Source organism: Cupriavidus taiwanensis, assembly GCF_900250115.1.
Classification (GTDB): Bacteria; Pseudomonadota; Gammaproteobacteria; order Burkholderiales; family Burkholderiaceae; genus Cupriavidus; species Cupriavidus taiwanensis_B.
In genome coordinates, this window is the sequence record NZ_LT984803.1 from 2029654 (window position 1) to 2043164 (window position 13511).

The 13511-nt window shown below is 66.5% G+C and carries 9 protein-coding genes; all 9 read right to left on the minus strand.

Features of this window, described 5'->3' with window-relative positions; genetic code table 11:
* Window positions 1–10: 10 nt before the first annotated feature.
* The 9 genes from ccoN to CBM2586_RS09640 all read right to left on the minus strand — a co-directional run bounded on the left by ccoN (window position 11) and on the right by CBM2586_RS09640 (window position 13509).
* Window positions 11–1459, minus strand: coding sequence for a cytochrome-c oxidase, cbb3-type subunit I (ccoN, locus tag CBM2586_RS09600; RefSeq protein ID WP_115661843.1), 1449 nt, complete (start codon window positions 1457–1459; stop codon window positions 11–13).
* A gap of 152 nt (window positions 1460–1611) precedes the next feature.
* Window positions 1612–1758, minus strand: a complete 147-nt coding sequence (gene ccoS / locus CBM2586_RS09605) for a cbb3-type cytochrome oxidase assembly protein CcoS (protein WP_010809469.1) — start codon at window positions 1756–1758, stop codon at window positions 1612–1614.
* A gap of 2 nt (window positions 1759–1760) precedes the next feature.
* The gene (locus CBM2586_RS09610; RefSeq protein WP_115687328.1) at window positions 1761–4325 is read right to left on the minus strand and encodes a heavy metal translocating P-type ATPase; all 2565 of its coding nucleotides are present in this window, start codon (window positions 4323–4325) and stop codon (window positions 1761–1763) included.
* 104 nt (window positions 4326–4429) lie between these two features.
* Window positions 4430–5527, minus strand: a complete 1098-nt coding sequence (gene zapE, locus CBM2586_RS09615) for a cell division protein ZapE (RefSeq protein WP_115687329.1) — start codon at window positions 5525–5527, stop codon at window positions 4430–4432.
* Window positions 5528–5616: 89 nt separating this feature from the next.
* Window positions 5617–7041, minus strand: a complete 1425-nt coding sequence (lpdA, locus tag CBM2586_RS09620) for a dihydrolipoyl dehydrogenase (RefSeq protein ID WP_115687330.1) — start codon at window positions 7039–7041, stop codon at window positions 5617–5619.
* Between the two features lie 102 nt (window positions 7042–7143).
* Window positions 7144–8391 (minus strand): 2-oxoglutarate dehydrogenase complex dihydrolipoyllysine-residue succinyltransferase, encoded by a 1248-nt coding sequence (odhB, locus tag CBM2586_RS09625; RefSeq protein ID WP_115661839.1) that lies wholly within the window; start codon window positions 8389–8391, stop codon window positions 7144–7146.
* 87 nt (window positions 8392–8478) lie between these two features.
* A complete protein-coding gene (locus CBM2586_RS09630; protein ID WP_115661838.1) occupies window positions 8479–11331 on the minus strand; it encodes a 2-oxoglutarate dehydrogenase E1 component in 2853 nt (950 codons plus the stop codon).
* Between the two features lie 329 nt (window positions 11332–11660).
* Window positions 11661–12407 carry a glycerophosphodiester phosphodiesterase gene (ugpQ, locus tag CBM2586_RS09635; RefSeq protein ID WP_115687331.1) on the minus strand — a complete coding sequence of 249 codons (747 nt, stop codon included), beginning with the start codon at window positions 12405–12407 and terminating at the stop codon, window positions 11661–11663.
* Between the two features lies 1 nt (window position 12408).
* Complete coding sequence (locus tag CBM2586_RS09640; RefSeq protein ID WP_115661836.1) at window positions 12409–13509, minus strand: sn-glycerol-3-phosphate import ATP-binding protein UgpC; 1101 nt, start codon at window positions 13507–13509, stop codon at window positions 12409–12411.
* Window positions 13510–13511 lie beyond the last annotated feature (2 nt).

Genomic DNA, 13511 nt, shown 5'->3' on the forward strand with positions numbered 1-13511 from the left:
CCTGGATTGATCAATGGGCAGAGGCGGCGATGCTGGCCGGAATCGGCGCATCCACGGCGGGCTTGCCGGCAATGGTCTTGGCGATGTTGTAGGCCATCAGCAGCATGCCGGACAGGAAGCACATGCCACCCAGCAGGCGAATCAGATAGAACGGGTACTTGGCCTTGACCGCTTCGACGAAGGCGTAGGTCAGGGTGCCGTCCGGCTGCGTGGCGCGCCACATCAGGCCCTCCATCACACCCGCGATCCACATCGAGGCGATATACAGCACCACGCCGATGGTCGCGATCCAGAAGTGCCATTCGATCAGGCGCACGCTGTACATCTGCTTCTCGCCGAACAGCCGCGGAATCAGGTAGTACAGCGAACCGATCGAGATCATCGCGACCCAGCCGAGCGCGCCGGAGTGCACGTGGCCGATGGTCCAGTCGGTGTAGTGCGACAGCGCGTTGACGGTCTTGATCGACATCATCGAGCCTTCGAACGTGGACATGCCGTAGAACGACAGCGCCACCACCAGGAACTTCAGGATCGGGTCGGTGCGCAGCTTGTGCCAGGCACCCGACAGGGTCATGATGCCGTTGATCATGCCGCCCCAGGAGGGGGCCAGCAGGATCAGCGAGAACACCATACCCAGCGACTGCGCCCAGTCGGGCAGCGCGGTGTACTGCAGGTGGTGCGGGCCGGCCCACATGTAGGTGAAGTTCAGTGCCCAGAAGTGGACGATGGACAAGCGGTAGGAAAAGATCGGGCGCTCGGCCTGCTTGGGAATGAAGTAGTACATCATCCCCAGGAAGCTGGTGGTCAGGAAGAAGCCGACGGCGTTATGGCCGTACCACCACTGGATCATCGCGTCCTGCACGCCGGCATAGGCCGAGTAGGACTTCCACAGCGACACCGGCATCTCGATGTTGTTGACGATATGCAGGATGGCGATGGTCAGGATGTAGGCGCCGAAGAACCAGTTGGCGACGTAGATATGCCGGGTCTTGCGCTTGACGATGGTGCCGAAGAACACGATGGCGTAGGCCACCCAGACTGCGGTGATCAGCAGGTCGATCGGCCATTCTAGTTCGGCGTATTCCTTGGAGGTGGTGATGCCCAGCGGCAGCGTGATGGCGGCCGCGACGATGACCAGTTGCCAGCCCCAGAACGTGAACGCGGCCAGCGGGCCGCAGAACAGGCGCGCCTGGCAGGTGCGCTGGACCACGTAGTAGGAGGTGGCAAACAGCGCGCTGCCGCCGAAGGCGAAGATCACCGCGTTGGTATGCAGCGGACGCAGCCGGCCGAACGACAGCCACGGCGTATTGAAGTTGAGTTCGGGCCAGATCAGCTGTGCTGCCAGCAGCACGCCGACGGCCATGCCGACGATCCCCCAGACTACCGTCATGACAGCGAACTGTCTTACGACGCCGTAATTGAAGGTGTCGACGCGTGAAGACGCGGCAGTGACATCCATTCAGACCCCCAAAGCTTAGTGAAAATAAAAAACCTACTGACAGTGTGACTTTAGAAAAACCATGCCACGGGTGCGTTGATCTTTATCAAGCCGCTCCGGGCACGTCTTGAACCTGCTTGCGCGGCCCCGGTCCGAGGCACGCGCTAACAGGCTCACGGCTTGTCGTTGTCGAGCAGGATCGATTCGGCAGGCCGGTCCAGGTCGTCGTACTGCCCGGCATGAAGCGCCCACCACAGCGCGCCCGCGATGACCACCACGAGCACCAGGCTCATCGGCACCAGCAGGTAAAGCGTTTCCATCGTCAGGCTCCGTGTTGCCGCGGCTTGCCGGCGCGCAGCAGGCGCCAGGCATTGGCGACCACCAGCAGCGATGACAGCGACATGCCGATGCCGGCCATCCAGGCCGTCACCAGGCCCGTCGCCGCCAGCGGAATGGCGACCACGTTGTAGAAAAAGGCCCAGCCCAGGTTCTGCCGTACCACCCGGCGCGTCTGGCGCGACACGGCCAGCGCCGTCGCGATCTCCGCCACGCCGCCGTGCGTCAGCACCGCGTCGGCGCCGGCCTGGGCCAGCGGCGCGCCACTGCCGATCGCAATCGATACCTGTGCCTGTGCCAGCACCGGCGCGTCATTGATGCCGTCGCCGACCGCCAGCACCACGGCCCCGCCCTGCTGCAACCGCGCCACGTAGTCGCGCTTGCCTTCGGGCGTCACTGCGCCGGCCATGCGGTCGATGCCGAAGTGCGCGGCCCACCAGTGCACCGCGGCCTGGTTGTCGCCGGATACCAGATGGCAGCGCACGCCGAGTTCGCGCAGGCGTGCCAGCAGCATGGGCGTTTGCTGGCGCTCGACGTCGGCCAGCACGAAGCACGCCAGCGGTCCGGTCTCCGCGCCGAGCCAGACCAGCGTGGCACCGGGATGCATCAGTTTGTCCGGACTGGCCGGATCGGGTTGGCCATCACCGCTTAGCGCCCATACAAAATCGGCACGGCCGAGGCGCAGGCGGCGGCCTGCGACCACGGCCTCGAGGCCACGGCCGGGCACGTTGCGCATGTCGCTGACGTGCAGCGGCTGGCCTGCTTGATCCGGCGCCGCCGCCACCAGCGCGCGCGCAATCGGGTGCTCGCCGCCACGTTCCATCGCCGCGGCCAGCGCCAGGCAGCGGGCGTCATCGGCTTCGCCCAGCGGCTCGACCGCCGCCACGGCGAAGCGGCCCTCGGTCAGGGTGCCGGTCTTGTCGAGCACCACGTCGGTGACGCGGGCGAGCGTTTCCAGCGCATGGCCGCGCGCCAGCAGCACGCCGCGCCGCGACAGCGCCGCGCCGGCCGCGGCCAGTGCCGCCGGCGTAGCCAGCGACAAGGCGCACGGGCAGCTGACCACCAGCACCGCGATCGTCACCAGCAAGGCCCGCGACGGATCGATCCAGAGGCCCCAGACCATGCCGGTCAATGCCGCCAGTGCCAGCAGCGTCGCCACGAACCAGCCCGCAACGCGATCGGCCAGCGTCGCCAGGCGCGGCTTCTCCGCCAGCGCGCGGTCCAGCACCGCGACGATCTCGGCCAGCCGGGTGCCGGCGCCGACGCGGGTCACGCGCAGCTCCAGCGGGCTGGCGGTATTGAAGCTGCCGGCCAGCACGGTGTCGCCGGCGCAGCGGCGCACCGGGCGGCTTTCGCCGGTCAGCATGGATTCATCAAGGTCGCTGGTGCCCGAAGTCACGGCGCCGTCAGCCGGGACGATCTCGCCTGCCTTGACGCGGATAAGATCCCCCGCGCGCAGGCGCGCGACCGGGATGCGCTCGCCCGCCGCGCCGGCCGCGGCCAGCCGCTCGCATGTGGCGGGCAACTGGCGCGCCAGCATCTCGGCACCGCTGCGCGAGGCCTGGCGCACGCGCAGCTCCAGGTAGCGGGCCAGCAGCAGGAAGGCGACGAACATCGTCACCGAATCGAAATAGACCTCGCCCACGCCTCGCACCGTCGCCAGCGCACTGGCGGCAAAGCCGGCGGCGACGCCGATCGCCACCGGCACGTCCATGCCCATATGGCGCTGGCGCAGGCTGCGCCAGGCACCGGCGAAAATTGGCGAGGCGGCGTAGCCCACCACCGGCAAGGTCAGCGCGAAGCTGGCCCAGCGCATCAACTGCAGCTGGCCGGGATCGATGCTGGCCTCGTGGGTGTAGATCGGCCACGCGTACATCATCACCTGCATCATGCCGAGCATGGCCACCGCCATGCGCATCAGCAGGCCGCGGCGCGCGCGGCGGTCCTGCTGGTCGGTGCGCGAGACTTCGAAGGGCCAGGCCATGTAGCCGATGCCGGCCAGCGCGGCCAGCAGCCCGGAGACCGTCTGGGCGCCGTCGCGCCAGCGCACCACCACGCGCCGTGTGGCGACGTTGGCTACCGCCGATTCCACGCCCGGCTGGCGGGACAGATGCTGTTCGATCAGCCAGGCGCAGGCGGCGCAGCGGATGTTCTCGGGCGCCAGCGTGATCTCGGCGCGCCCGCCATCGAGCGGGCGGACAAACTGCGCGCGCAGTTCCGGGGCATCGTAGGCGGCCCAGATCGGCTCGGCTTCGCGTCGGGCGTCGTCGTCGATGGGCCGGGCGAAGCGGGCTTCGTCGCCGTACAGGTGGGCAAAGCCGGCGGCATGGAGGGTCTGCGCCAGGGCCTGGCAACCGCCGCAGCAGAAAACGCGGCGGCTGCCGTCGAGGTCGGCGGCAAGCGGCTCGGCCTCGGTCACCGGCAAACCGCAATGGAAGCAGGCAAGCGCCGCGGCGGCGCGCGCGGCGGTGTCGGCGCCATCGCGCCGGACGGGCGGCGCGAGTGGCGCCAGCATGCTGGCGGAAGGACTGGTGGCTGGGGGCGGCGACATGGGAAGCTTTTTTTACCCAGTCGAGGATATAGTCCGCGCCCCGATTCCAACTTGATATAGATCAACGCGGCCCGGCTATTGTTGCGCCGGGCCTGAAACACCACTCAGGTAAGCGTCGTATCCATGGTGCGGCGCTCTGATTCCAGGTACTCGCGCGACTGCATTTCGATGATGCGGGACACGGTGCGATGGAATTCGTTGGCCATCTGGCCTTCGGTATAGAGTTCATCGGCGGGCACTTCCGCCGACATCAGCAGCTTGACCTTGTGGTCGTAGAAGACGTCGATCAGCCAGGTAAAGCGGCGTGCCTCGGACGACATGCGCGGAGTCATGCGCGGCACGTCGGACAGGATCACCGTATGGAATTGCGAGGCCAGTTCCAGGTAGTCGTTCTGCGAGCGCGGGCCGCCGCACAGCGTGGCAAAGTCGAACCACACCACGCCGTTGGCCTTGCGCAGCGCGCGCAGCTCGCGGTGCTCGATGTGCAGCAGCGGCGACTCGTCGGCGACGCCGGCAATCGAAGTGAAGGCATCGCGCAGCGCCGAATTCGCCTTGGCGTCCAGCGGGGTGTGGTAGGCCTGCACCTGTTCCAGTGCGCGCTTGCGGTAGTCGATGCCGGCATCGACATTGAGCACGTCCAGCTTCTGCTGCAGCAGCGCGATCGCGGGCAGCACGCGGTCGCGGTGCAGGCCGTCCGGATAGAGCAGGTCCGGGCGGTAGTTGGAGGTCATCACGAACTGCACGCCGTTGTCGAACAGCTGCTGCAGCAGGCGATGCAGGATCATCGCGTCGGCGACGTCGCTGACGTGGAATTCATCGAAGCAGATCAGGCGGAAACGGCGCGCGATGCGCCTGGCCAGTTCATCGAGAGGATCCGGACGGCCGCGCAGTTCTTCCAGCTGGCGATGCACCTCGCGCATGAATTCATGGAAATGCAGCCGCGTCTTGCGCACCACCGGCACGCAGGTGTAGAAGCTGTCCATCAGGAACGACTTGCCGCGCCCCACCCCGCCCCACATATAGACGCCCTGTGGCACATCGGGGCGCACCAGCAGCTTTTTCAGCGCGTTGTTGCGGCGCCCCTTGTAGGCGACCCATTCGTCGTAGCACTGCTGCAGCCGGGCCACGGCGCGCAGCTGGGCCTCGTCGGACTGGTAGCCGCGCTCCTTCAGTTCCTTCTCGTAGTACTCGGTGACGTTCATGCTCGGGGCTCACGCGGCACACGCCGCAAGTGAAAACGGCGCGCCGCAGAGCGGGCGCGCCGGTACTCAGGCAACGACGGACACGCGCCTTACATATTGAGTTGGCGCTTGTCGACGGCCAGCGCGGCTTCGCGCATGACTTCCGACATCGACGGATGCGGATGGCAGACGCGGCCGATATCTTCGCTGGCGGCCTTGAATTCCATCGCCACCACGGCTTCCGCGATCAGGTCCGAGGCGTTGGCGGCAACGATGTGCACGCCGAGGATCTCGTCGGTCCTGGCATCCGCCAGCATCTTGACGAAGCCGTCGGCGTGGCCCATGCCCAGCGCACGGCCGTTGGCCATGAACGGGAACTGGCCGGCCTTGTACTCGCGGCCTTCGGCCTTGAGCTGCGCTTCGGTCTTGCCGACCCATGCGATTTCCGGGAAGGTGTAGATCACCCACGGAACGCAGTTGTAGTCGATATGCGGCTTCTGGCCGGCGATACGCTCGGCCACGGCCACGCCCTCGTCCTCGGCCTTGTGCGCCAGCATCGGACCGCGCACCACGTCGCCGATCGCCCACAGGCCCGGCACCTTGGTGGCGCAATGGTCGTCCACCTCGATAAAGCCGCGCTGGTCGACTGCCAGGCCGACTGCGTCGAGGCCCAGGTTGTCGGTGTTCGGCACGCGGCCGACCGACACGATCAGGCGGTCGACTTCCAGGGTCTGGGCCGCGCCGTCCTTATCGGTGTACTTGACGGTCACGCCCTTCTTGCCGGTCGTGACTTCGTCCACCTTCACGCCGAGGCTGAACTTCAGGCCCTGCTTGGTCAGCTGCTTCTGCGCTTCCTTGGCCACGCCTTCGTCGGCGGCGCCCAGGAAGGCGGGCAGCGCTTCCAGTACGCTCACCTCGGCGCCGAGGCGGCGCCACACCGAACCCAGCTCGAGGCCGATCACGCCGGCGCCGATCACGCCCAGCTTCTTCGGCACCGACGGGAACTTGAGCGCGCCTTCGTTATCGCTGACGAGGTCGTTGTCGACGGTGATGCCCGGCAGGTGGCGGGCCTTCGAGCCGGTGGCGATGATGACCTGCTTGGCGGTCACGACTTCGCCGGCGATCTCGACCTGGAAACCTTCGGCGCTCTTGCCGACGAACTTGCCGTAGCCCTTGAGCAGCGTCACCTTGTTCTTGCGGAACAGGAACTCGATGCCCTTGGTCATCTTGCCGACGATATCGTCCTTGCGCTTGAGCATCTTGGCCACGTCGACCTTGACGTCGCCGACGGTGATGCCGTGGTCGCCCAGGTGGTGCTGGACGTTCTCGAACTCTTCCGAGGAAGCCAGCAGCGCCTTGGAGGGGATGCAGCCCACGTTCAGGCAGGTGCCGCCCAGGCGGGCTTCGCCCTTGGGATCGTCATACGGGTTGCCTTCGCAGCAGGCCACGTTCAGGCCCAGCTGGCCGGCACGGATGGCGGCGATATAGCCGCCGGGCCCGGCGCCGATCACCAGCACGTCGAATTGTTTGCTCATGGAAATTCCTTGTTGGGCGCCGGCGGCAACTTGTGCCGGCGCACCGTGATCACGGCAGCGCGCTCCCCGCGCACGCCTGCGCGTGCGCGGAGGGACCGGCTGTTACAGGTCCAGCAGCAGGCGCGCCGGATCTTCCAGTGCGTCCTTCATGGCGACCAGGCCCAGCACGGCTTCGCGGCCGTCGATGATGCGGTGGTCGTAGGACATCGCCAGGTAGTTCATCGGGCGGATCACGATCTGGCCGTCTTCCACCACCGGGCGGTCCTTGGTGGCGTGCACGCCCAGGATGGCCGACTGCGGCGGGTTGATGATCGGGGTCGACAGCATCGAGCCGAACACGCCGCCGTTGGAGATCGAGAAGGTGCCGCCGCTCAGCTCGTCCAGGGACAGCTTGCCGTCACGGGCCTTGACGCCGAACTCGGCGATCTTCTTCTCGATGTCGGCCAGGCTCATCTGGTCGGCGTTGCGCAGGATCGGCACCACCAGGCCGCGCGGCGAACCCACCGCGATGCCGATATCGAAGTAGCCGTGGTAGACGATGTCGTTGCCGTCGATCGAGGCGTTGATCAGCGGGAACTTCTTCAGCGCGTGCACCGCGGCCTTGACGAAGAACGACATGAAGCCCAGCTTCACGCCGTGTTCCTTCTCGAAGCGGTCCTTGTACTTGTTGCGCAGGTCCATCACCGGCTTCATGTTCACTTCATTGAAGGTGGTGAGGATGGCGTTGGTGGCTTGCGACTGCAGCAGGCGCTCGGCGATGCGGGCACGCAGGCGGCTCATCGGCACGCGCTCTTCCGGACGGTCGCCCAGAGCGGCGAAGTCGACCGGAGCCGAAACCTGCTGCAGCGCCGGCTTGGCCGCGGCCGGAGCCGGGGCGGCCTTGGCGGCCGGAGCGGCGGCGGCGGCAATCGCGTCGCCCTTGGTGATGCGGCCGTCCTTGCCGGTGCCGGCAACCTGACCAGCCGACAGGCCGGCTTCGGCCATCAGCTTGGCGGCCGACGGCATCGCCACGGCGCCGGCGGCAGCCGGAGCGGCAGCAGCGGCCGGGGCCGGAGCGGCAGCAGCCGGAGCCGGTGCAGCGGCAGCGGGGGCAGCGGCGCCAGCAGTGGCTTCGGTGTCGATCTTGGCGATGATTTCATCGGCCACGACGGTGTCGCCGTCGTTCTTCACGATCTGCGACAGCACACCGGCCGACGGAGCCGGCACTTCCAGCACGACCTTGTCGGTTTCGATTTCGATCAGGATCTCGTCCTGGGCGACGGCTTCGCCCGGCTTCTTCTTCCAGTTGAGCATGGTCGCTTCGGCGACCGATTCGGAGAGCTGCGGGACCTTGACGTCAACGATTGCCATGGTGGTGAATTCCTCGTGTTATGCGTGTTGTCTTGATGCTGGCGATGCCACGGGGCGCCTGCGCGCGCCGCCGTGGCTGCCGACTGATTACTTGGTCAGAACAAAGCCCTTGAGCTTGGCGAAGGCCGCGTCCAGCAGTGCCTTCTGTTGCTCGTTGTGCTTTGCGTAGTAGCCCACCGCCGGCGAAGCCGAGGCGGGGCGACCGGCATAACCGAGCTTCTGGCCGTCCGTCATGTTTTCCATGATGTAGTGCTGCACGAAGAACCAGGCGCCCTGGTTCTGCGGCTCGTCCTGGCACCACAGGATCTCGTTGGCGTTCGGGTACTTCTTCAGTTCCGCGGCCAGCGCCTTGTGCGGGAACGGGTATAGCTGTTCCAGGCGGATGATCGCGGTGTCGTTGGCCTCGCGTTCCTTGCGCGTGTTGACCAGGTCGTAGTAGACCTTGCCTGAGCACATGATGACGCGCTTGACCTTGCCGGCGTTCAGTTCCTCGTGGTCGCCGATCACGGTCTCGAAATGGCCCTTGGCCAGGTCGGACAGCGGCGACACCGCATCCTTGTTACGCAGCAGCGACTTCGGCGTCATGATCACCAGCGGCTTGCGGAACAGCCGGATCATCTGGCGGCGCAGCAGGTGGAAGATCTGGGCCGGCGTGGTCGGCTGGCAGACCTGCATGTTGTGGTCCGCGCACAGCTGCAGGAAGCGCTCGATGCGTGCCGAGCTGTGTTCCGGACCCTGGCCTTCGTAGCCGTGCGGCAGCATCAGCGTCAGGCCCGAGGCACGGCCCCACTTCACCTCACCCGACGAGATGAACTGGTCGATCACCACCTGGGCGCCGTTGACGAAGTCGCCGAACTGGGCTTCCCAGATCACCAGCGCGTTGGGTTCGGCGGCCGAGTAGCCGTATTCGAAGCCGAGCACGGCCTCTTCGGACAGCACCGAGTCGATCACCGTGAACGGTGCCTGGTTTTCCGACACGTTCTGCAGCGGCACGTAGCTGCCGGCATCCCAGCGCTCGCGCGCCTGGTCGTGCAGCACGGCGTGGCGGTGGGTGAAGGTGCCGCGGCCGGCGTCCTGGCCGGTGATGCGCACCGGGTAGCCCGACGACACCAGCGAGGCGAAGGCCAGATGCTCGCCCATGCCCCAGTCCAGCGGCTGGTCGCCGCGGCCCATGTTGGCGCGGTCCTTGACCACCTTCTCCACCAGCGGGTGCAGCTTGAGCGTCTCCGGCGTGGTGGTGATGCGCTCGGCCAGGCGCTTCAGTTCGGTCACCGGCACGGCGGTGTCGGCGGCGTCGGTCCACTTGCGGTTCAGGAACGGCATCCAGTCCACGGCGAACTTGTTCTTGAAGTTCGACAGGACAGGGTCGGCGGTGTGCTTGCCGGCGTCCATCGCGGCGCGGTATTCCTTGACCTTCTCGTCGCCGAAGTCGGCCGGGACCAGGTTCTGCGCGGCCAGCTTGTCGGCGTACAGCTTGCGCGTGCCGGGGTGCTGGGCGATCTTCTTGTACATCAGCGGCTGCGTGACAGCGGGCGTGTCCTGCTCGTTGTGGCCCAGCTTGCGGAAGCAGATGATGTCGACCACGACATCCTTCTTGAACTCCATGCGGAAGTCCACCGCCAGCTGCATGGCGTACACCACGGCTTCGGGATCGTCGCCGTTCACGTGCAGCACCGGGGCCTCGATCATCTTGACCACGTCCGTGCAGTACAGCGTCGAGCGGGCGTCGCGCGGGTCGGAGGTGGTGAAGCCGATCTGGTTGTTGATGACGATGTGCATCGAGCCGCCCGTGCCGTAGCCGCGGGTCTGCGCCAGGTTCAGCGTCTCCATCACCACGCCTTGGCCGGCAAAGGCGGCGTCGCCGTGCACCTGCACCGGCAGCACTTCCTTGTGGCCGACTTCGCCGCGGCGTTCCTGGCGGGCCTTGGCCGAGCCTTCCACCACCGGGTTGACGATTTCCAGGTGCGACGGGTTGAACGCCAGCGACAGGTGGACCGGGCCGCCCTCGGTCGAGACATCGCTCGAGAAGCCCTTGTGGTACTTGACGTCGCCGGCCGGCAGGTCATCGACGTGCTTGCCTTCGAATTCGGCGAACAGGTCGGCGGGCATCTTGCCCAGGGTGTTGACCAGCACGTTCAGGCGGCCGCGGTGGGCCATGCCGATCACGATTTCCTGCACGCCCTTGCTGCCGGCGTGCTGGATCAGTTCATCCATGGCAGCAATGAAGCTCTCGCCGCCTTCCAGCGAGAAGCGCTTCTGGCCGACATACTTGGTGTGGAGGAAGCGCTCCAGGCCTTCGGCCGCGGTCAGGCGGTCAAGGATGTGTTTCTTCTTTTCCAGCGTGAACACCGGCTTGGAACGCGTGGTTTCCAGGCGCTCCTGCCACCAGCGCTTCTGCGCCTGGTCGCTCACGTACATGAATTCGAAGCCGATGGTGCCGCAGTACGTCTCGCGCAGGTTGTTGAGCAGCTCGCGCAGGCTCATCGACTCCTTGCCGAAATACGTGTTGCTGGCGTTGAAGACGATATCGAGATCGGCTTCCGAAAAACCGTAGAAGGCCGGGTCCAGGTCCGGCAGGGGCGGACGCTCCTGGCGCTTGAGCGGGTCCAGGTCGGCCCAGTGCGAACCGATGTTGCGGTAGGCGGCGATCAGCTGGGTGGCAGCGACGCGCTTGCGGCCCATGTCGGAATCGGCCGAGGCAACGATGGTGCGGATGGGGCCTTGCTTGGCGCGCTCGGCGAACGAGGCAACGATGGGAGCGTGGGGGATATCCCGGCCGTTCGAGCCGTCGACGGCGGGAACGTTCTGCATGGCGTCGAAGTACGCGCGCCAATTGTCGGGAACCGAGGCGGGGTTCTGGAGATAGGCTTCGTACAGTTCTTCGACATAGGGGGCGTTACCGCCGAAGAGGTACGAATTGCTCTGATACTGCTGCATCATGGGACGCTCACTTTTCTCCGGGTCTGCCGGAGTTCAGCGGGTTATTCAACCTTCCGCGACACGGCTTGACCGGTTAGCGGATCGCAAACAACTCTTGGGAGCCAGCGGGAGGCGCTTACGCAAACGGCACCACCAGGGTGCCGCATGTGATGGCCGCCTCACAAGGCCCGAAAGGGCAAGTTGTGCGGGGAAGGACCTTAAGTCTTCACGACGGTAAGAATAGCACGAATTGCGTTTGATCAATGTGGACTTTTCGCGATACGAAACACAACCGCGCGACAATTCCGCGAGCGTTGGGCGAATTCGCAACACCCGCACAACAATCCGAATCAGGGGGCGATCTGGTCGACGGCGTCGGTGATCACCCCATCGAGCCCCCAGGCCAGCAACTGCGCTGCCCGCGCCGGATCGTTGACGGTGTAGGCCAGCACGCGCACGCCGGCCGCATGCGCGGTGGCGATCACGCCGGCATCCAGTTCGCGATGGTTGGCGTCAAGCGCCACGCAACCGAGCCGGCGCACCCGATCCAGCCAGTCGCCGGGCAGCTGGTCGAGCAGCAGCGCGCGCGGCAGGGCGGGCGCGACGCGCGCCGCGGCGGCAAGTGCCTCCTCCGAAAACGAGGACAGCAACGGCGGCACCTCGGCGCCGGCCCACAGCGACTGCGCGTCGATGGCCACCGCGGCCCCGGTACGCGCCTCGGTGCCGGGCACCGGCTTGATCTCGATATTGACCAGGAAGCCGTTGGCGCGGGTGTAGCGCGCAATCGCCGCCAGCGTCGGCACCGGCTCGCCGGCAAAGGCCGGGCCATGCCAGCTGCCGGCGTCGAGTAGCGCCAGTTCGCCCAGGGTCAGCGCATCCACCCTGCCCTGGCCGCTGGTGGTGCGGTCCAGGGTGGCGTCGTGCATCAGCACCGGCTTGCCATCGGCCGACAGCTTCACGTCGAACTCGAACATGCGGTAGCCAAAGCCGGCACCGTGGCGGAATGCCGCCAGCGTGTTCTCCGGCGCCAGCTTGCCGGCGCCGCGGTGCGCGATATGGCTGGGGTAGCGCCAGGCGCTGTCGGTTGCGGTGGTCATGTCAGGCCTCGATGCGCTTGCCGGTGTCCGGCGCAAAGAAATGCAGGTGCTCGGCCGACGAAGTCACCGGCAGGCGGTCGCCGGCTCGCACGCGCGCATGACTGTCCAGCCGCACCACCACGGCCTGCCCCCCGAGCGAGCCATAGGCAAAGGAATCCGCGCCCAGCGCCTCGACCACGCGCACATCGACCTCGGCGATTGCCTCATGCGCGGCGCACGGCTCGATATGCTCCGGCCGCAATCCCAGCAGCGCCTGCTCCGGCAGATGCAGCCCCATCGGCAGGTGACCCAGCGTGGCGTTGGCGGCTTCGCCCTCCTTCGCCACCACGCGCATCTGCGCGTCGGTGTCACCGCCGGCGTTGCGTGCCACCGGGATCAGGTTCATCGGCGGCGAGCCGATAAAGCCGGCCACGAAGGTGCTGGCCGGCCGTGCGTAGACTTCCAGCGGCGTACCGATCTGCTCGACCCGCCCGGCGTTGAGCACCATCATGCGATCGGCCAGCGTCATCGCCTCGACCTGGTCATGGGTCACATAGAGGCTGGTGGTGCCCAGGCGCCGGTGCAACTCCTTGAGTTCCAGCCGCATCTGCACGCGCAGCTTGGCGTCGAGGTTGGATAGCGGCTCGTCGAACAGGAATACCGCCGGCTCGCGCACGATGGCGCGGCCCATGGCAACGCGCTGGCGCTGCCCGCCCGAGAGCTGGCGCGGCTTGCGCTCGAGCAGCGGCGCAAGCTCGAGAATGCCGGCGGCGTGGTTGACGCGCTGCGCGATCTCGGCCTTGCCCATGCCGCGGATCTTCAGCCCGTACGCCATGTTGTCGTACACGCTCATATGCGGATAGAGCGCGTAGTTCTGGAACACCATGGCGATGTCGCGCTCGGCCGGTTCCAGCTGGTTGACCACCTTGTCGCCGATATGGATCTCGCCGCCGGTGATGGTTTCCAGCCCGGCCACCATGCGCAGCAGCGTGGACTTGCCGCAGCCAGAGGGCCCGACGATGACGATGAACTCGCCGTCGGCGATCTCCATGTCGATGCCATGCACGACCTGGGTCCCGCCGGCATAGGTTTTCTGAACGTTGCGTAGTGACAGTTTTGCCATTG

Coding starts and splice junctions, on each gene's coding strand:
- ccoN (WP_115661843.1), bottom strand. CDS start 1,459: ATGGATGTCACTGCCGCGTCTTCACGCGTCGACACCTTCAATTACGGC.
- ccoS (WP_010809469.1), bottom strand. CDS start 1,758: ATGGAAACGCTTTACCTGCTGGTGCCGATGAGCCTGGTGCTCGTGGTG.
- CBM2586_RS09610 (WP_115687328.1), bottom strand. CDS start 4,325: ATGTCGCCGCCCCCAGCCACCAGTCCTTCCGCCAGCATGCTGGCGCCA.
- zapE (WP_115687329.1), bottom strand. CDS start 5,527: ATGAACGTCACCGAGTACTACGAGAAGGAACTGAAGGAGCGCGGCTAC.
- lpdA (WP_115687330.1), bottom strand. CDS start 7,041: ATGAGCAAACAATTCGACGTGCTGGTGATCGGCGCCGGGCCCGGCGGC.
- odhB (WP_115661839.1), bottom strand. CDS start 8,391: ATGGCAATCGTTGACGTCAAGGTCCCGCAGCTCTCCGAATCGGTCGCC.
- CBM2586_RS09630 (WP_115661838.1), bottom strand. CDS start 11,331: ATGATGCAGCAGTATCAGAGCAATTCGTACCTCTTCGGCGGTAACGCC.
- ugpQ (WP_115687331.1), bottom strand. CDS start 12,407: ATGACCACCGCAACCGACAGCGCCTGGCGCTACCCCAGCCATATCGCG.
- CBM2586_RS09640 (WP_115661836.1), bottom strand. CDS start 13,509: ATGGCAAAACTGTCACTACGCAACGTTCAGAAAACCTATGCCGGCGGG.